Raw genomic sequence first — 18318 nt, 5'->3', positions numbered from 1 at the left:
TTATTCGCCGGTTTGTTTAAAACCATTAATCATCACGTATTTTCTTTTTCGGTAAATTCCCGAAATGTATTCCATCAAGTTTGCGCGTAAAAGAAGCCCAAGCACTCCCAAGCTTGCAAGCCCAATTACAGCGGCTTCAAAACCTATAAAGAATTCTAAAAGCCAGAAAATTAAAACCGGCACAACCATTAACGGAATAGAAACCAACCATTGCGCGGCCCCTGTGCCCTGGTAGTTCATAAACGGACTTTTATCCAGGTCTATTTTTTTCTTATTAAAGGATCCTGCATATAGTAAAACAGGAACATTTACACCAATATTATACAAAGCAGCTACCATATTTATCAATAAAATATTCCAGCCAAAATAGATATAAGGTGTAGTGAGAATAGCCAGTATAATCACACTAAAGCTAAGCAACAAAGCTTTAGAAGACAGGTAATCTTTTACAGGAATATTTTGCGACATGATTAGAGGATAATATGAAGCATCCCAGGAAGGTACAAACTGCCCAAAATTGATCATAAAAATACCGGTCATAAATATGCCTACAAAAACATAGAAAGCTTCAAATTGTTGGTAAGCCTCGTTAGGATAAAAGAACATCCCATATCCCAGTAGAATAAAAGACATATAAATTGTTGTTTTTGGCCTTTTGTTTCTCCAAATCAATTTTATGTCCTGCTGAAGGAAGGGTGCCAGCGCTCCAAATTTTTTAGTCCATCCAAAATCCCTGGTGTCAGCATCCTTTTGTTTTTCTTTTAAACCGGCATCCAGATAAAATTTACTTTCCAGGTTATATTGATTCCATTTAAACAAAACTACAGTAAGGATAATAGGAATAACAGCCAAATAAGGATTTAAAACAAGGAAATCCAACATTTTCCCAAACCAGAAACTAATTTCAAAAATCTTAAAATATTCCAGAGCTGCCAACACAACAACAGTAAGGATCACAGGAATTAATGCTTTTAAATCATCGGTGAATTTCTTTTTAATAATAAAATTCAGGAAATTCACACATTGTGTAATGGCTATCATAGCAAGCATCCAGCCTATAAGGTTCCAGGTTCCATATTCAGCCTTAAAAATGCAGAAAATTCCGAAGGGAATTATAATAAATAACGGCAGAAAATTAAAGAAGGAGTATATAGATTTGCTCAAAACAAAATTCACTGCTTTTCGTCTTGCAATAGGTAAATTTAAGAGTGGTTTTATATCCAGGACCGGCAAGGTTTGTAAAAAAAATCTAAACCCAAGCTCAAACACCAGCCATAATAATACAAACCTGTTTACTAGTTGCAATGGATCCTGATTAGGAAAATATTCCTGTAATAAAGGATAGAGTCCAATTCCCAAAGCAAGAAAAGCGACCGAAAAATATAAGGCCAGGAAAATTAGCAGGATTTTTAGTCCAATACTTTTTCCAAGGCTAGCAGAACGAAAAAAAGACTTCCACTCTAACCATAAAAACCGTTGAAACATAATTTTAAAAGTTTACCCGCTAATCGGGATTAAAAAAAGCTTAGGGCACTCCCCAAAAATCAAGGCGTATTTAGATTAATATATTGTTCATATTAATATTTTCAATATCGCTTATCTTACAAGTATAGAAATTTAGGCATTTGTTACACTCTTTAATTTCACATACTTTGTATTTTTGCAAAAAATAAATTTTTGATGAGTACGTTTTTTCCTTTAGAGATAAAAGAAGTAATTAGGGAAACCCCACAGGCAGTAAGCTTGTCTTTTAATATCCCAGAAAACTTAAAAGAAGAGTTTAAGTTTGACGCGGGTCAATATATCACGATAAAAACAAAAGTAGGCGATGAAGAATTAAGACGCGCTTACTCTCTTTGTTCGGCACCAAATTCAGATGAATTTAAAGTGACCGTGAAAGAAGTAGAAGGCGGAAAATTCTCGGTAATCGCTAATAACAAGCTTAATGCAGGAGACATCCTGGAAGTTCACCCACCAGAAGGTAAGTTTATATTAAAACCTACCGGTGAAGCCAGGACTTATGCAGCCTTTGCCGCGGGAAGCGGAATTACACCAGTACTTTCTATTATAAAAACGGTTTTAGCCGAAGAACCCAAAAGTAGGTTTGTACTTACTTACGGAAATAAATCTCCAGAAGAAACCATCTTCTTTAAGGAATTACTTGACCTCCAAGCTAAATTCGCCGACAGACTTTTTATTGAATTTGTTTACAGCCGCACAAGAGAAGATAATTCTCACTTTGGAAGAATTGAAACCAGTACGGTGAATTTTATAGTTAAAAATAAATTTAAAGATCACGCTTTTGATGCTTTTTACCTTTGCGGGCCAGAGGAAATGATCAACCAGGTAAGTGATGTCCTAAAAGAAAACGGAGTTACTGAGGATAAAATTCTTTACGAACTCTTTACTTCTGAAGATACCGGTACGATAGAAACCAACGTAGAAGGCCAAACCGAACTTACCATAATGGTAGACGACGAAGAAACTACTTTCTCTATGGACACTAAAGAAACAGTATTGGACGCCGCGTTAGAGCACGATCTTGATGTACCTTATTCCTGCCAGGGTGGGATTTGCAGTAGTTGTATTGCAAGAATTACAGAAGGAAAAGCCGAAATGCGTAAAAATCAGATTCTAACCGATGAAGAGATCGAAGAAGGCTTAATTCTTACCTGCCAGGCACAACCGCTCACTCCAAAACTAAAGGTAGATTACGACGATGTATAGTTTCTTTGGCAAGAAAGGCTGAAAAGATTATCTTGTTAAGTACAAATCAATTTTATGCTGAAACTCAAAAATGTCTCCTTTGCCTATGCTGAACAACCGGTTTTAAAGAACATTGGTTTTGAGCTTAAAAAAGGAGAAAACCTCTCGGTGATTGGAGAAAGTGGCTGCGGAAAAAGCACATTACTTAGACTTATTTACGGCTTACTTCACACTGATGGAAATATTTTTTGGGGAGAAAAGGAATTATTAGGCCCAAATTTTAACCTGGTTCCGGGAGAACCCTCCTTCAAATACCTGGCACAAGATTTCGATCTAATGTTACCCTTAAGCGTAGCCGATAATATTGGGAAATACCTCAGCAATCAATATCCCCAGAAAAAGAAGAAGCGTATAAAAGAATTGCTGGAAGTAGTTGAAATGACAGAGCTTGCCGATAAAAAAGCGAAACTTTTAAGCGGCGGTCAACAACAGCGAGTAGCTTTGGCACGGGCGCTGGCCAAGCAACCCGAATTGCTTTTACTGGACGAGCCTTTTAGCCATATAGACCATTTTAGAAAAAATAATTTACGCCGAAGACTCTTCGCTTACTTAAAAGAACATAACATTGCCTGTATAGTTGCTACCCACGATAGTACTGATGCGCTTTCTTTTGCCGATAAAACCATCGTCCTGAAAAATGCTAAAATCTATGCTGAAAATTCGCCGCAGGAATTATATGAAAATCCGCCGAATAAATATGTGGCTTCCCTTTTTGGCGATGTAAATGAATTTATGCTAAAGGATCTAGTTGAAGGCGAAAACAGCCGTAAAAAAGTGATTCTTTATCCTGAAGAAATAAAGCTTTCCAAAAATTCAGGCATAGCAGCATCAATAAAAACATCATGGTTTAAAGGCGAAATCTGGTTAATTGAAGCCAGTTTAAACGGAAAAACTGTGTATTTTAATCATTCACAGGAATTAAAAGAAGGTAAAAAGATAAATCTCAAAGTTTCAAAGAAATTAATTGAAGCCAGGTTAAAGTAATTTAATCTTCGCCACGAATACACGAATAATTCTAGTCGATAGACTGTAGTCATTAGCCGTTAGATAGAAAATTATGGCGCAAAAAACCAGGCCTACTATCCAGGGATAAACGCCATTTTTTCAAGGGGAGGTTTCCGCAGACCGAAGGGGTTTGAACTTGTTTCCTTACTTTTTCCTTCTTTAATATCGTCATTACGAGCAACGAAGGAGCGCGGTAATCTTTTCAATGAGAGTTTCAGTTGTGCAGATTGCTTCAGTCGTGCCTTCTTCGCAATGACGAATTGTTTTATTGTCGTCAACCACCCCTTTCTTCAGCTGCGCTGAATTCATTCCCCTCCTATGAAAGTAGGGGCGCGATTTTATAGAATATTCGTGAATTCGTGGCTAAGTATTTGTAATTTAAAACACTTCAAGAATTTCAGTTGATTTTCCATTAAATGTAATTTCTTCTCCGGCTTTTTTATGAAGCAATAATTGCGCGATAGGGGAATTGGCGCCAATGGCAAAATATTCATCGCCATCTATAATAATACGATTTGCCGGAATCGCGATAAAATAGTTAGCCATATTGGTCTTTACCGCAGTTCCCAATTGTGCAGAACCATTGTTAGTTCTACTTTTTGCAACATTCAGTGTATTTTTTAGGCTTTTGAATTGCTGCAGTTGCTCCGCCAGTTTATTTATTTCCAGGTTTATCATTTCCCGGCCGGTTTCATATTTATCGCCTGCACTGCTTTTGGTTTCATTTCCCAGGTCATCTTCAAGCCCTGCCAAAGAACCCTCAATACGCTGTATACGCTCTTCTAAATAGGCTTCGCAAGCCTTAAAAAGTTTCTCTTTTATTGAATTCATAAGTTTTTTTAGCTAAAAGCGACAAATAGTTTTTACGGTGGTCATCCTGAATTTATTTCAGGATCTAAGATGTTAGTAAACCCAATGTATTAGAATCTGAAATAAATTCAGATTGACGATAAATGAGATTATTGAAAATTTATTCCAAAGTAAATCTTCCATAATTCTGCATTTGCCTTACAATCCAGTTTATTCTTTGATTTATATAATTACTAGCCGGATTTGCCCTGTATTCCCCGGGATTTGGTAAAATAGCCGCAATCGCTGCGGCTTCATAAACCGAAAGATTTGCAGCCGACTTATTAAACCAATGTTGCGCTGCGGCCTCAGCACCATAAACTCCGCTTCCCATTTCTATACTATTCAGGTAAACCTCTAAAATTCGTTCTTTACTCCAAAAAGTTTCAATCAAAAAAGTAAAATAAACCTCCAGGCCTTTTCTCAACCAATTTCTCCCCGGCCATAAAAACACATTTTTTGCGGTTTGCTGGGAAATTGTACTGGCACCCCGAACTCGCTTTCCTTTCTGATTATCCTCAATAGCCTTTTCTATAGCCTCAATATCAAAACCACTATGTTTTACAAAGTTTTGATCTTCGCTGGCAATTACGCCCAATTGCAAATGCCGGGAAATATCTTGCCGCGGCACCCAGGTGTGTTGAATTTCCTCTTCGGGATTCTCAAAATAGCGAATGGCCATTAAAGGGGTGAACGGCACCGGAAGCCATTTATATAGTAAGACCATAAAAATGGAAAATAGGACTAAAACACTAATCAGTTTCAGGATAAATTTGAATAGCTTTTTTATCATTTTATCAATTCTGAAAGTTCTTTTCCTACTAAACTACTAATGGCAACGCCCATTCCGCCTAACCGCACTCCGCAGACTACGTTTTCTGAAATTTGCTTTACTATCGGACTTTTTTGTGTCCCAACGCCCATAATTCCGCTCCAGCGATGATCAATTTCAAAGGCCGTTTTGGGCAAAACGGTGGTATTAAGCAATTCTTCCAGCTTCTGTTGAATAAGTTCGGTTTGAGCGATTTCGGTAGTTTCTTCGGTTTTAAAATCCAGGTTTCTTCCGCCTCCAAAAAGAATACGATTGTCAATATTCCTGAAATAATAATAGCCCTTATCTAAATGAAACGTGCCTTTGATCTTTAGATTTTTAATCGGTTTGGTGATCAAAACCTGGGCGCGTGCCGGTTTCACCTGGGCAATCCCTAATTTTTCTGAAAATCCATTAGTAGCGATCAATAATTTCTTTGCTGAAAATTCTAATTTATCGGTTTTTATTTTTACAGAATTTTTGGTCTCGGTGAATTCTTCTACGGTAATATTATTAAGGATTTTAATGCCGGCCTTCTGCACTTTATGTAGCAGAGCTTCCATCATTTTCCCGGTATTTAATTGTCCTTCAAATTGATTAAAAATGATTTTTTGCCGGATATTTTGGAATCCGAAACTATCGTTTTGAACACTAAATACCGCGGCACCAAACACCGGTTTTAGCATTTTATTGAGTTGAAATAATTTCTCTTTACACTCCTCCAATAGTGCCTCATCTTCTTTTGTAAAAAGTTCGTAGCCGCCATATTCTTTATAACCAATATTTTGATCTCCCAGCTGATTTCGAATCAACTTTAAACCCTTTAAACGCTTTTGAACAAGTTTAAGCACTTCTTCTTCGGAATGAGAGTTTAGATCATCCAGGATCTCAGAAACACTTCCAAAACAGGCAAAACCTGCATTTTTAGTACTTGCACCGTTAGGTAAAATACTACGTTCTAAAATCAGGACTTTAGACTTGGGGAAACGTTGTTTTAAGTCTAGCGCACAGTTTAAACCAGTGATCCCGCTTCCGATAATACAGAAATCAATATTTGAAAACCAGGTTTTGGTTTCCCAGTAAGATAGGTTCATGGAATTGGTTAATTTTCAATGAAAATACGAAATAAATAATGAGACAACGTAAAACTCTAAGCGCTATAATTTGATGTTTTTCTGAGTTTTTAACGCATTTAGGTTTCCAAGATCTTAGACCCTGAAATAATTCCGAAAGCTTTCGGGACAGGGTAACGAAGGGAAATTCTGGATTTTTCAACATGTTAGATTCTGAAATAAATTCAGAATGACGTCATAAGTCCTACAATAAAAAGACCTCACAGGTTTTTGAAACCTGTGAGGTCTAATATTTAGGTATTCTAGATGTTAGATTCTGAAACAAGTTCAGAATGACGGTGAAACTTAATCTTCTTCGAGTGGTTTCATTTTAAAATCTTCCATAAACTTAGTGGTATAATTCCCTTCAATATAATCAGGGTGATCCATAAGTTGTCTATGGAATGGAATTGTAGTTTTAATTCCTTCTATCACAAACTCATCTAAAGCACGTTTCATTTTATTGATCGCCTCTTCCCTGGTTTGGGCGGTAGTGATCAATTTTGCGATCATAGAATCGTAGTTTGGCGGAATAATATACCCGCTGTAAACGTGTGTATCTATTCTTACTCCGTGACCACCTGGCGCGTGTAAATTAGTGATCTTACCGGGAGAAGGCCTAAAATTATTATAGGGATCTTCGGCGTTAATTCGGCATTCTATAGAATGTAATTTTGGGAAATAATTTTTTCCTGAAATTGGCACTCCTGCTGCTACCATAATTTGCTCTCTAATAAGATCGTAATCTATCACCTGCTCGGTAATAGGATGCTCTACCTGGATACGGGTGTTCATTTCCATAAAGTAGAAATTTCGGTGTTTATCTACCAAAAACTCTACGGTACCGGCACCTTCATATTTAATATATTCTGCAGCTTTTACTGCGGCCTCTCCCATTTTCTTCCGAAGACTATCGGTCATAAAAGGAGATGGAGTTTCTTCGGTTAATTTCTGGTGACGACGTTGTACCGAGCAATCTCTTTCTGAAAGATGACAAGCCTTACCTCTACTATCTCCAACAACCTGTATTTCTATATGGCGAGGCTCTTCAATAAGCTTCTCCATATACATATCGTTATTATCAAATGCGGCAGCAGATTCCTGTCTTGCAGAATCCCAGGCATCTTGAAGATCTTCTTCCTTCCACACGGCACGCATTCCTTTACCACCACCACCGGCAGTAGCTTTTAGCATTACCGGGTAGCCAACTTCTAAAGCTAATTTTTTACATTCGGTAAAATCTTTTATGATTCCTTCCGATCCTGGCACACAGGGAACTCCGGCAGCTTTCATTGTAGCTTTAGCCGTTGCTTTATCTCCCATTTTACCAATCATTTCAGAAGAAGCACCAATAAATTTAATATCGTGCTCTTCGCAAATCTTTGAAAATTTAGCATTTTCAGAAAGAAAACCATAACCGGGATGAATAGCATCGGCGTTGGTGATTTCCGCGGCAGCGATAATATTGGATATTTTAAGATAAGATAAATTACTTGGTGGAGGGCCTATACAAACGGCCTCATCAGCAAACCTTACGTGAAGGCTTTCAGCATCTGCGGTAGAATAAACCGCAACTGTGCTAATTCCCATTTCTTTACAGGTGCGAATTACGCGCAAGGCTATCTCGCCCCTGTTTGCAATCAATATTTTTTTAAACATACCTATTGTTTTTTTGGCCCAGGACAAAGTTCCTTAAGCAAAATGGGCGGTAATTTATGATGGATCTACTAAAAATAAAGGCTGATCGAACTCTACCGGAGAAGCATCGTCTACCAGTACTTTTACTATTTTTCCTGAAACTTCGCTCTCTATTTCATTAAAGAGTTTCATAGCTTCAATAACACAAAGTACATCGCCTTCTTTAATTGAGTCACCAACTTCTACAAATGTTGGTTTATCTGGAGATGGTTTTCGATAAAAAGTTCCAATGATTGGAGATTTTACCGTGATATATTTTGAATCGTCTTCTCCAGCCGATTTTTGCTCATTAGTGTTCTCAGCTGTATTCTCCTGTGCAGGTGCCGGGGCTTGTTGTTGCTGTGGTTGTTGTTGTGCAGGCATTTGTGGCATTTGGCCACCCATAGGCACTTGTTGAACAATAGTTTCTTTCTCGTCTGAGCCTGTTCTAATAGTGATTTTCACATCGCCCGTCTCCAGTTTTACTTCGCTGGCACCAGACTTGGCAACAAACTTTATTAAATTCTGAATTTCTTTTAAATCCATAATATTAGGGTGTTGGTTTTTTAAGAATTATATGCCCATTTTAAGTAGGTAGCTCCCCAGGTGAAGCCGCCTCCAAATGAAGCAAAAACTAAATTATCTCCTTTTTTGAATTGCTTTTCAAAATCGCCAAGCAATAAAGGCAAAGTAGCCGATGTAGTATTTCCATAGCGCTCAATATTCATAAGCACTTTTTTATCTTCAAGACCCATACGCTGAGCCGTTGCTCCTACAATTCTTTTATTCGCCTGGTGCGCAATAAGCCAGTCTACATCATCATTTGTTAATTTATTGCGTTCCATAATTTGTTCACTTACTCCAGCCATATTAGACACCGCAAATTTAAATACGGTTTTACCATCCTGTCTTACATAATGTAATTTTCTGGCTACAGTTTCTTCGGTTGGGGGCATTAAAGAACCACCAGCTTCTATTTTTAAGGATTCCCTTCCTATAGAATCGCTCCTAAGAATTTCATCCTGTAAACCAAGACCTTCTTCATTGGGTTCCATAAGTACTGCGCCTGCACCATCACCAAAGATAATACAAGTAGTCCTATCGGTATAATCAATTATGGAAGACATTTTATCAGCTCCAATCACCAATACTTTTTTATAACGTCCAGATTCTATGTAAGCTGATGCGGTAGACATCGCATATAAAAAACCTGAACAAGCAGCTTGAAGATCGTATGCAAAGGCATTTGTGGCGCCAATTTGAGTAGCTATATGGACACCTGTAGCAGCTACAGGTAAATCTGGAGTTACAGATGCGAGAATCACCAAATCTATCTCCTTTGGATCCAGGTTGGATTTCTCTATTAAATTTTTGGCTGCTTCTATTCCTAAATATGAAGTCCCTTTACTAGGGTCTTTAAGTATTCGGCGTTCTTTAATTCCGGTTCTGCTGAAGATCCATTCATCGTTGGTCTCCACCATCTCTTCCAACATTTTGTTGGTCAACACATCCTCGGGCACGTAGGTGCCCACAGCGGTAATGGCTGCTGTGATTTTATTCATAGATTTGACTTTTAAACCCATTTTACGCTTATAAAACGTAAAATTGTCTAAAGAAAAGTACTAATTTTTCTTTGACTGGGCGTGCAAATTAAGGTCTTTTTAGCACTTATTCAACTTGAAACAAAAAACTCTCACGTGGGTGAGAGTTTTTATAAAAGTTAAAGCTCTATGTTAAATTAAGCTTCTATTTCTTCAGTATTATCAATTAAGATCTGGCCGCGGTAATATAATTTACCTTCATGCCAGTGTGCTCTGTGGTATAAATGAGCCTCTCCTGTTGTAGGATCTGTAGCTATTTTAGGTACCGAAGCTTTATAATGTGTCCTTCTTTTATCTCTTCTTGTTTTAGAGATTTTTCTCTTTGGATGTGCCATGGCTTGCTATTATTTATCGTTTAATAAGTTTTTTAATTTATCCCAGCGAGGATCTATATCATCCTCATCATTTTTATTCTCGTTATTACTAATGCTTAATTCTTCAAGTTTATCAAGTATGTCTGAATCTAAAGTTCCGTCTTCTACTCCGGGGTGAATTCTCTTTAATGGTATAGAAAGCACAATAAGTTCGTAAATATATTGCTGAACATTTACTTCAAATTCCCCATGCGGCAAAATTAGCAAATCTTCATTTTCATCATTAAACTCATCACCAAATTTTATCACCAAAAACAAACTTCCCTCAATAGGTTGGTCATATGGCTCATTGGTAATGTCACAATTCACGTTTACAGAACCAGAAGCTTTAAAAGTAAGCTCCATCATTGTTGTTTTTTTCTCCAACAACAAATCAATCTTTAAATTGGCACTGTTTAGATCGTCGTACTCAAAATGCTCAAAGAACTCATTTTCAATATCGTATTCAAACTGGTGTTTTCCCAGCTTTAACCCTACAAACGGGATTGTATACGCTGCTAAATTCCTCATCTCATCATCAGTTTCTTGCCCGAGCAGCTTCTGCTTAGGCGGGTGCAAATATATAAAAATTAATAAATTAGAGCGCTGTTATAAACAAATTTTTGTTTATAACTTTTTACTCTGTTTCTTTAAAGGATTTTTAGTGAGCTCCTTATATTCTTCGCGGCACTTATAAATCTCTATAGCACGAAAAACGGCTTCTTTGAATGAGTTAATATTTGCCGAATTAGTGCCAGCTATCTCAAAAGCGGTACCATGATCTGGCGAAGTTCTCACTTTACTAAGCCCTGCGGTAAAGTTAACTCCGTTTCCAAAAGATAAAGTTTTAAAAGGAATTAAGCCCTGATCGTGATAAGAAGCCACAACTGCGTCAAAATTCACGTAATTTTTTGAACCAAAAAAACTATCTGCTGAAAATGGACCAAAAACCAAATCGCCTTTATCACGTAACTTCTGAAGCGTTGGTTTTAAAATTTCTTCATCTTCTTTACCTATCACTCCATTATCTCCGCTATGCGGATTTATGCCTAAAACAGCAATTTTAGGTTTTTGAACTCTAAAATCCTGTTTTAAAGTATCCTGGATAATCTTTAATTTTTTTTCAATTAATTCAGGAGTAATTGTGTTTGCTATATCCTTTAAGGCTACATGATCTGTAAGTAAGCCTATTTTTAAGGTGTCGGTAATCATAAACATTAAACTTTCGCCCTCAAGTTCTTTTGCCAAATAATCTGTATGGCCTGGAAAATTAAATTCTGCCGACTGGATGCTGTGTTTATTTATCGGGGCGGTCACCAAAACATCAATTTGGTCTTCCTTTAGCGCAGTTGTAGCTGCTTGTAAAGATTTAAATGCATATTCACCGATTTTAGGATCTTCCTCACCAAAATTTATATTTACACCTTCTTTCCAGACATTCACCACATTTATTTTCCCGTCTATCGCTTTAGAGGCATCGTCTATTCCCTGGTAATTTAAAGAAAGATTAAATTGTTTCTTTAAAAAAGTAAGCACTTTGGTAGAAGCAAAAATAACCGGTGTACAAAAATCCAGCATTCGGGAATCATCAAAGGTTTTGAGCACTATTTCACTGCCTATTCCATTTAAATCTCCAATACTAATTCCTAATTTCACCTTTTCTGCGTGCTTCATCTGCTTAAAATTATCTGGGTTACAATTCTATGAATTTCACCAATCTCAATCCAGGTATAAATCTGAATTTGTTCCTGGATATTTCATTAAACTTCTCTTGTTTATTTCTATTTTTACATCACAAATGTAAGAATAATCCAAAGATATGTTTACCGGAATTATTGAAGAAGTAGGAGAAGTTAGCCGTATCCAGCCTGAAGGTGGAAATATGCATTTCAGCATAAAAGCAGCAATAACGCCAGAATTAAAAATAGACCAAAGCGTAGCGCATAACGGTGTTTGCCTCACGGTGGTCTCTATTGCCGAAAATGAATATACCGTGACCGCAGTCGCTGAAACTTTAGAGAAGACCAATTTAAAGCAGCTACAGGAAAATGCACCGGTAAACCTGGAACGCGGTATGAAACTGGGCGCCAGACTCGATGGGCATATTGTACAGGGGCACGTAGATCAAACCGCTGTTTGCAAAAAAGTAACGGAAAAAGACGGTAGCTGGGAATTTACTTTTGAATATGATCCCGCTTTACAGAATATTACCATAGAAAAAGGATCTATTACTGTAAATGGCGTGAGTCTTACCGTGGTAAATTCAAAAAAGAACGAATTTAGCGTAGCCATAATTCCTTATACTTATAAACACACCACCTTTAAATCTCTAAAGGCAGGAGACAACGTAAATCTGGAATTTGATGTAATAGGAAAATATGTGAAGCGCATCCAGGAATTAAAATAGTTATTTCCTCTTGCTAATATGTCTAATTCCCAAACCTAGCCCAGCAGCAATTAAAGCTGAAATACCAAAGTCTATGGGGAGGCCCGGAGGAGGAGGAAGATCTGTACTGGACACCTCATTCATTTGAGGTTGCGGCAATTTATGGCTTTGCGCCTGGGCTGCTATGTCAACAGATAAAAGCAGGGCCATTATTGCAACTAAGATTTTTATCTTGCTCCTCATAATTTGCACGTAAAGTACTGTAATAATATTGATCACTAAAAAACTTTGTATTGTATATTAACGTGAAAGTAGGTACGTTAGTTTTGTGCGGGGGGCAACACCATATAAAAATAATGAAAATTCGCTTAACTTTAACAATTCCTGCTAATTATTATGTGCTTCCCTGTAATCGAACTATTTTATTATCAATCTAGTGCACCTATTTTCTCTTTAATCCGTATGTCAATTATTCTTGGGCACTAACCCATTTTTCAACTTTTTCGAACAATTGCTTTTTTTGAAAAGGCTTTGCTAAATAATCATCCATTCCAACCTCTTTACATTTTTGTCTTTCTGTAGCCATAAAATTTGCCGTTAAAGCAACAATTGGAGTAGTAAGTCCCAAACGATTTCTAATAACTTTGGTAGTTTCATAGCCATTTTTAACAGGCATTTGCACATCCATAAAAATTAGATCGTAACTATTTTCTTTTAAAAATGAGAGTGCCTCTTCACCGTTTGATGCAATATCTACCAGTAGACCCTTTCTTTTTAAAATAGCTTTTACTAAACGTTGGTTTAATTCACTATCCTCACAAACTAATATTTTACCTTTATACTCTCTTTGAGCCTCTTTCTCCTCAACTTTCAAGAGTTCAATATCTTCTACCGGTTTTTCAAAAGATATATCAAAAATAAAATCGGTTCCTTTACCATGTTCACTTTTCACCTCAATACTACCTTCCTGCTTTTCTATAAGCTGCCTGGAAATATTAAGTCCAAGGCCGGTTCCTCCGTACTTCTGTGAGGTATCTTCATCTGCCTGCAAAAATCGCTGGAAAACAGTTTCTAATTTATCCTTCGGAATTCCAATTCCCGTATCTGAAACCTTAAACTCTAAAATCGTTTTTTCTGGCGTATTCTGTCTAACAGTAATTTCCAGGCTTACGCTACCCTGGGAGGTGAATTTTATAGCATTGCTTAAAAGATTAATAAGTATTTGAGAAAGCCTGTTTTTGTCACCTATCAATAATGTTGGAACCTCTGGGCTAACAAGCGGTTCAAACTCAATTTTCTTTTGGTGCGCTTTAAGATGCAAAATTGAAAAAACCCTGGTCACTGCATCTCTAATATCAAAAACATCTTTATCTATTTGCAGTAAGCCGGCTTCCATCTTTGATAGATCTAAAATATCATTTACGATAAACAATAGAGAATCCCCGGCAATTTTCACCGCATTTAAGTAATTAACCTTGTGCGCATCGCCTTCATTCTCCAGTAAAAGATCTGTAAATCCAAGTACTGCATGAATTGGCGTTCTAATCTCATGACTTACATTGGTAATAAAATTGTCTTTTTGCTCATTAAGATTTTCAGCCATTTCTTTAGCTTTCTGCAATGATAATCTGGCTTCAATTTCTTTGGTAATGTCTTGAGAGATTTTTACAACTTTTATCACTTCTCCCTCAATATTCTGAATCGGGTTGTAGGAAGCCTGCAAATATATCTCAGAACCATCTTTTGCAATTCTACGTACCCGGCCGGTTTTAGATTTACACCGCCCTAAAGACTTCCAAAGTTCATCACTTTCAGTATAATCCTCTGGCTCTACTAGCATTTTATGATGACTGCCCAGAAGTTCACTTTCAGTATAACCAGAAATCTCTTCAAAATTTTGATTGACTGAAATTATAATACCATCAGGTTTAAATTCTACCACTCCACTAGAATTCTTGACCGCGTTCATAAGGTCCTTATTCTCAATCTCCTTAATTTCAAGTTTTCTTTGGGTCTGCTCAATTCTTTTTTCAAGAATACTATTCAGCTCAGTTGTAAGGTTTTTATTCTTCTGCCTGGCCTCAATAAGGTGCATAGCTTGCTTTGTGAGCAATCTTAATGCTTTTCTTTGTTTTTCGCTGAGTTCTTTTGGCTCACCATCAACTACACATACGGTTCCAATATTACGACCGTTTTCGGCTTTTAACGACATTCCCGCATAGAAACGAATACCATTTTCTGAAGTTACATGTGGATTATCCTTAACACGTTCGTCTAACAAAGCATCAGATATTTCAAGAAGCTCATCCTGAACAATGGTGTATTGGCAAAAAGTTTCTTCTATTGGTGTCTCGCTTCCATCGACACCCACTTTGGCTTTATACCATTGCCTCTTATCGTCTATCATAGAAATAACGGCAATTGGCACCTCGCAAATAAGCGCAATAAGCTGCGCCAGTTCGTCAAAATCTTCTTCGTAGGGAGTGTCTAAAATATTGTAAGAGAGTAAGGTTTGAAGCCTTTTTATCTCTTCAATATCTTTATTGTTGGTGTTGTTCATAAGGGGCATTTATGAAGGGACAAATATATTAAAAAAGCAAAGGTATAAGGCTAGGATTGTGCTAAAGATTATAGATTAAAAAACCCCGTAAACCTAAGTCTACAGGGTATCAAAAACTTTAGAAAATGCTTATTCTATTATTTATAAACCTTCACATAATCTATTAAGAATTGCTTCGGAAAAATGGAATCATCAACTTCAGGCCCACCAAAATTACCACCTACAGCAAGATTCAGTAAAAAATAGAACGGATGCCTGTAGGGATAAGTTTCTTCATTTTTCTCTGATGGCGAGAACGTATAGGTTTTCTCATCATCTATATAAAAAGTTATAGCATCTTTAGTCCAGTTCATTTTAAAAACGTGAAAATCTGAAGTCACATCATCAATTGGCGTTGTTTTAATATTTTCGGTATCTCCATGACTAGCAGGTGTATGTAATGCATTATGAATAGTATCTGGCTGTCTGCCTACAAATTCCATAATATCAATTTCGCCTGAAGCCGGCCAACCCACTTCATTTATGTTAGCACCTAACATCCAGATTGCAGGCCAAAGTCCGTGCCCATCGGGCAACTTAGCTCTAACCTCCACAGTTCCATATTGAAACTCGAACTTATCTTTGGTATTAACTTTTCCGCTATAATAAGCATCTTCAACCTTATCTGCGGTAATTACTAAATTCCCATCTTTTACAGCAACATAATCTTTGCTGTAAATTTGGCGCTCATTATTTCCCCAGCCGCAAAGATCGGGGCAGCCATCACCGGTTTCGTAGCTCCAGTTCTCCATATTAAGGGAGTCACCTTCAAAATTTTCTTCCCAAATCAATTCCTGGGCGGTAAGCTGTAGACCTACAAATAGAAAAAGTCCTAAAATTATACTTCTCTTCTTCATATTTATTTCTTTAAACTGAATTTAAGTTTTTGCAGATCACGGGAGTTTCCGCCAATCATAACTTCAAATTCACCGGCCTCAGACTCCCATTTTTCATTGGCAGTATAAAACTGAAGCATCTCTTCGTTAATTTCAAAAGTAACCGTCTTTGTTTCTCCCGCAGCTAATTGTACCGCTTCAAAACCTTTAAGTTCCTTAACCGGGCGCGTAGTACTTGCTACAAGATCTCTTATATATAACTGAACGATCTCTTTACCTGCATTCTCACCGGTGTTAGTTAGACTAAAGCTAACTTCAATAGGGCTGCCAGGAGTTAATTCTTCTTCAGAAATTGATAAATCTCCGTATTGAAAAGAGGTGTAACTAAGTCCGAAGCCAAAAGGGTAAAGTGCATCTTTCTTCTCATCGGTATAACCAGAATAAGTCACATGCGTAGGGTTAGAAGGACGTCCTGTACTTTTTTGATTATAATAAAGAGGTTCCTGACCTACAGCACGTGGAAATGAAACCGGAAGTTTTCCTGAAGGATTATAATCTCCCAGTAAAACATCGGCAATCGCATTTCCACTTTCTGAACCTAATTGCCAGGCCTCAACTATAGCCGGAATATTTTCTGAAGCATACGTGATCTCCATTGGTCTCCCGTTAATAAGCACCAAAACAATGTTCTTGTTCACTTTGTGAATTTCTTTAAGTAAATCCTTTTGAACACCGGCCAAACCAATATTCACCTGACTTCTTCCTTCTCCGGTTTGAAATGCATCTTCACCAAGTGCCATAATTACCATATCGGCTTCTGAAGCTTTATTAATGGCTTCCTGAAATCCGGATGTATCGGTTTCATTAATTTTTAAGGGCATTAAAAAACTTCTTTCACCCATGCCAAGATCTGCACCTTTAGCATAACTAATCGCCACATCTTCACTCACATTGTTTTTTAAACCTTCCAGTAAAGAAACAGCCGAATTAGCCTCTCCCTGTGCTCTCCAATTTCCTATAGGCGTATCTTTATCATCGGCCAACGGCCCAATAACAGCAATCTTTTTAATAGAATCCTGAATAGGAAGTAGATCATTTTCATTCTTTAGCAGCACAATAGATTTTTTAGCTACATCCCGAGCTACATTCTTATGCTCTTCAAAAGATATTTCATTTAAAAGCTCTGGATTAGCATATAAATAAGGATCCTCAAAAAGGCCTAGTTTAAATTTTACACGAAGAACACGTTTTACCGCATCATCTATATACTCCTGACTTACCTTAGCCTCTTCCACAAGGCTTACCAGGCTAGACTCGTAAGCACCGCCTTCCATATCCATGTCGCTACCTGCGTTTAAAGCAATTTGAGCTGCATGTTTTTTATCTCTGGCTAAACCATGTGCGATCATTTCCGGTATAGAACCCCAGTCTGAAACTACAAATCCGTTCCAATCCCAATCCTTTTTTAGGATATCTCGTTGCAGGATTTTATGCCCCGTTGCCGGTGTACCATCAATATCATTAAAGGAATTCATAAAAGTAGCAACACCTGCTTTGGCAGCTTCTTTAAAAGGCGGAAGAATGGTATTATGAAGTTCGTTCTCACCAATATGCACAGTATTATAATCCCTACCGGCTTCCCCAAAACCATAACCAGCAAAATGCTTGGCGGTTGCAGCTATACTACGCGGATTTGCAAGATCGTTACTTTGATAGCCTTTTATTTTGGCAACAGCTACTTTAGAGGTTAGGTAAGGATCTTCACCAGATCCCTCCATAATTCTTCCCCAACGTGCATCGCGTGAAACATCTATCATAGGCGAGAAGGTCCAGTTAACCCCGTTAGCCACAGATTCTACAGCAGCAATTTCTGCTGTTCTCTCCATAGCTTCCAGGTCCCAACTAGCTGTTTCTGCCAGAGGTACTGGAAAAATAGTAGTATACCCGTGTATTACATCATAACCAAACATTAAAGGAATCTTCAGACGAGAATTTTCCATAACCAGCTTTTGTGCCTCCCTGGTAGCTTCTACCGAAAGAACATTTAGCATAGCGCCTACTTTTCCCGCTTTAAGATTTTCTTCCTTTTGTTTGTTATTCATTGCGGAAGCAGGACCGGTAAGGTCCCAGCTGCCATTGTATTGAACAAGTTGTCCAACTTTTTCTTCAAGGGTCATTAATGCTAAAACCGAATCTACTTTGGTTTCTACATTTTTAACTGAACTTTTTATGGTTGATTCCTGGCCTTTTGCTATAAAAAAGCTGAACAGGAAAAAACCTAACAGATATAGTTCTTTCATTGTTTTTGGGTATAAAAAAACTG

The 18318-nt window shown here is 37.4% G+C and carries 17 protein-coding genes; 3 read left to right on the top strand and 14 right to left on the bottom strand.

Going from position 1 to position 18318, the window contains the following annotated elements; translation table 11 throughout:
• Window positions 1-1485, bottom strand: a complete 1485-nt coding sequence (locus B5X51_RS07105) for a DUF5687 family protein (RefSeq protein WP_079720345.1) — start codon at window positions 1483-1485, stop codon at window positions 1-3.
• Window positions 1486-1680: 195 nt separating this feature from the next.
• On the opposite strand from B5X51_RS07105, the gene B5X51_RS07100 reads away from it, so the two are divergent.
• A complete protein-coding gene (locus B5X51_RS07100; RefSeq protein WP_079720343.1) occupies window positions 1681-2727 on the top strand; it encodes a ferredoxin--NADP reductase in 1047 nt (348 codons plus the stop codon).
• A gap of 54 nt (window positions 2728-2781) precedes the next feature.
• Complete coding sequence (locus B5X51_RS07095; protein WP_079720341.1) at window positions 2782-3750, top strand: ABC transporter ATP-binding protein; 969 nt, start codon at window positions 2782-2784, stop codon at window positions 3748-3750.
• A 399-nt stretch (window positions 3751-4149) separates the two neighbouring features.
• Here the strand turns inward: B5X51_RS07095 and B5X51_RS07085 are convergent, their stop codons facing one another.
• The 9 genes from B5X51_RS07085 to pdxA all read right to left on the bottom strand — a co-directional run bounded on the left by B5X51_RS07085 (window position 4150) and on the right by pdxA (window position 11848).
• Window positions 4150-4602 (bottom strand): transcription elongation factor, encoded by a 453-nt coding sequence (locus B5X51_RS07085; protein WP_079720338.1) that lies wholly within the window; start codon window positions 4600-4602, stop codon window positions 4150-4152.
• 139 nt (window positions 4603-4741) lie between these two features.
• A complete protein-coding gene (gene mtgA / locus B5X51_RS07080; RefSeq protein WP_079720336.1) occupies window positions 4742-5413 on the bottom strand; it encodes a monofunctional biosynthetic peptidoglycan transglycosylase in 672 nt (223 codons plus the stop codon).
• Complete coding sequence (locus B5X51_RS07075; protein WP_079720334.1) at window positions 5410-6525, bottom strand: NAD(P)/FAD-dependent oxidoreductase; 1116 nt, start codon at window positions 6523-6525, stop codon at window positions 5410-5412. Before B5X51_RS07075 ends, mtgA begins: the two co-directional genes overlap by 4 nt.
• A gap of 324 nt (window positions 6526-6849) precedes the next feature.
• The gene (gene accC / locus B5X51_RS07070; protein ID WP_079720331.1) at window positions 6850-8202 is read right to left on the bottom strand and encodes an acetyl-CoA carboxylase biotin carboxylase subunit; all 1353 of its coding nucleotides are present in this window, start codon (window positions 8200-8202) and stop codon (window positions 6850-6852) included.
• 54 nt (window positions 8203-8256) lie between these two features.
• Window positions 8257-8766 (bottom strand): acetyl-CoA carboxylase biotin carboxyl carrier protein, encoded by a 510-nt coding sequence (accB, locus tag B5X51_RS07065; RefSeq protein ID WP_079720329.1) that lies wholly within the window; start codon window positions 8764-8766, stop codon window positions 8257-8259.
• 20 nt (window positions 8767-8786) lie between these two features.
• Entirely contained in the window at window positions 8787-9782 is a 996-nt protein-coding gene (locus B5X51_RS07060; protein WP_079720327.1) for a beta-ketoacyl-ACP synthase III, read from the bottom strand.
• A 176-nt stretch (window positions 9783-9958) separates the two neighbouring features.
• Entirely contained in the window at window positions 9959-10156 is a 198-nt protein-coding gene (gene rpmF, locus B5X51_RS07055; protein WP_079720325.1) for a 50S ribosomal protein L32, read from the bottom strand.
• 9 nt (window positions 10157-10165) lie between these two features.
• Window positions 10166-10705: a YceD family protein gene (locus B5X51_RS07050; RefSeq protein ID WP_079720747.1), complete on the bottom strand. Its 540-nt coding sequence runs from the start codon at window positions 10703-10705 to the stop codon at window positions 10166-10168.
• A gap of 96 nt (window positions 10706-10801) precedes the next feature.
• Window positions 10802-11848 (bottom strand): 4-hydroxythreonine-4-phosphate dehydrogenase PdxA, encoded by a 1047-nt coding sequence (pdxA, locus tag B5X51_RS07045; RefSeq protein ID WP_079720323.1) that lies wholly within the window; start codon window positions 11846-11848, stop codon window positions 10802-10804.
• A 145-nt stretch (window positions 11849-11993) separates the two neighbouring features.
• Here pdxA and B5X51_RS07040 point away from each other — a divergent pair, with 145 nt between their 5' ends.
• On the top strand, window positions 11994-12581 hold the full coding sequence (locus B5X51_RS07040) for a riboflavin synthase (RefSeq protein ID WP_079720321.1): 588 nt from the start codon (window positions 11994-11996) through the stop codon (window positions 12579-12581).
• Here the strand turns inward: B5X51_RS07040 and B5X51_RS07035 are convergent, their stop codons facing one another.
• The 4 genes from B5X51_RS07035 to bglX form a co-directional block, all read right to left on the bottom strand.
• A complete protein-coding gene (locus B5X51_RS07035) occupies window positions 12582-12770 on the bottom strand; it encodes a PID-CTERM protein-sorting domain-containing protein (RefSeq protein WP_176132736.1) in 189 nt (62 codons plus the stop codon).
• A gap of 259 nt (window positions 12771-13029) precedes the next feature.
• Window positions 13030-15120, bottom strand: coding sequence for an ATP-binding protein (locus B5X51_RS07030; protein WP_176132735.1), 2091 nt, complete (start codon window positions 15118-15120; stop codon window positions 13030-13032).
• A 137-nt stretch (window positions 15121-15257) separates the two neighbouring features.
• A complete protein-coding gene (locus B5X51_RS07025) occupies window positions 15258-16016 on the bottom strand; it encodes a glycoside hydrolase family 16 protein (RefSeq protein ID WP_079720315.1) in 759 nt (252 codons plus the stop codon).
• 2 nt (window positions 16017-16018) lie between these two features.
• Window positions 16019-18295 carry a beta-glucosidase BglX gene (bglX, locus tag B5X51_RS07020; protein ID WP_079720313.1) on the bottom strand — a complete coding sequence of 759 codons (2277 nt, stop codon included), beginning with the start codon at window positions 18293-18295 and terminating at the stop codon, window positions 16019-16021.
• Window positions 18296-18318: the final 23 nt, after the last annotated feature.

Source organism: Salegentibacter holothuriorum (genome assembly GCF_900168045.1).
Taxonomy (GTDB): domain Bacteria; phylum Bacteroidota; class Bacteroidia; order Flavobacteriales; family Flavobacteriaceae; genus Salegentibacter; species Salegentibacter holothuriorum.
The sequence above is the reverse complement of the archived record's forward strand: the minus strand, read 5'-3'. Positions and strand labels throughout refer to the sequence as shown.

Coding starts and splice junctions, on each gene's coding strand:
- B5X51_RS07105 (WP_079720345.1), bottom strand. CDS start 1,485: ATGTTTCAACGGTTTTTATGGTTAGAGTGGAAGTCTTTTTTTCGTTCT.
- B5X51_RS07100 (WP_079720343.1), top strand. CDS start 1,681: ATGAGTACGTTTTTTCCTTTAGAGATAAAAGAAGTAATTAGGGAAACC.
- B5X51_RS07095 (WP_079720341.1), top strand. CDS start 2,782: ATGCTGAAACTCAAAAATGTCTCCTTTGCCTATGCTGAACAACCGGTT.
- B5X51_RS07085 (WP_079720338.1), bottom strand. CDS start 4,602: ATGAATTCAATAAAAGAGAAACTTTTTAAGGCTTGCGAAGCCTATTTA.
- mtgA (WP_079720336.1), bottom strand. CDS start 5,413: ATGATAAAAAAGCTATTCAAATTTATCCTGAAACTGATTAGTGTTTTA.
- B5X51_RS07075 (WP_079720334.1), bottom strand. CDS start 6,525: ATGAACCTATCTTACTGGGAAACCAAAACCTGGTTTTCAAATATTGAT.
- accC (WP_079720331.1), bottom strand. CDS start 8,202: ATGTTTAAAAAAATATTGATTGCAAACAGGGGCGAGATAGCCTTGCGC.
- accB (WP_079720329.1), bottom strand. CDS start 8,766: ATGGATTTAAAAGAAATTCAGAATTTAATAAAGTTTGTTGCCAAGTCT.
- B5X51_RS07060 (WP_079720327.1), bottom strand. CDS start 9,782: ATGAATAAAATCACAGCAGCCATTACCGCTGTGGGCACCTACGTGCCC.
- rpmF (WP_079720325.1), bottom strand. CDS start 10,156: ATGGCACATCCAAAGAGAAAAATCTCTAAAACAAGAAGAGATAAAAGA.
- B5X51_RS07050 (WP_079720747.1), bottom strand. CDS start 10,705: ATGAGGAATTTAGCAGCGTATACAATCCCGTTTGTAGGGTTAAAGCTG.
- pdxA (WP_079720323.1), bottom strand. CDS start 11,848: ATGAAGCACGCAGAAAAGGTGAAATTAGGAATTAGTATTGGAGATTTA.
- B5X51_RS07040 (WP_079720321.1), top strand. CDS start 11,994: ATGTTTACCGGAATTATTGAAGAAGTAGGAGAAGTTAGCCGTATCCAG.
- B5X51_RS07035 (WP_176132736.1), bottom strand. CDS start 12,770: ATGGCCCTGCTTTTATCTGTTGACATAGCAGCCCAGGCGCAAAGCCAT.
- B5X51_RS07030 (WP_176132735.1), bottom strand. CDS start 15,120: ATGAACAACACCAACAATAAAGATATTGAAGAGATAAAAAGGCTTCAA.
- B5X51_RS07025 (WP_079720315.1), bottom strand. CDS start 16,016: ATGAAGAAGAGAAGTATAATTTTAGGACTTTTTCTATTTGTAGGTCTA.
- bglX (WP_079720313.1), bottom strand. CDS start 18,295: ATGAAAGAACTATATCTGTTAGGTTTTTTCCTGTTCAGCTTTTTTATA.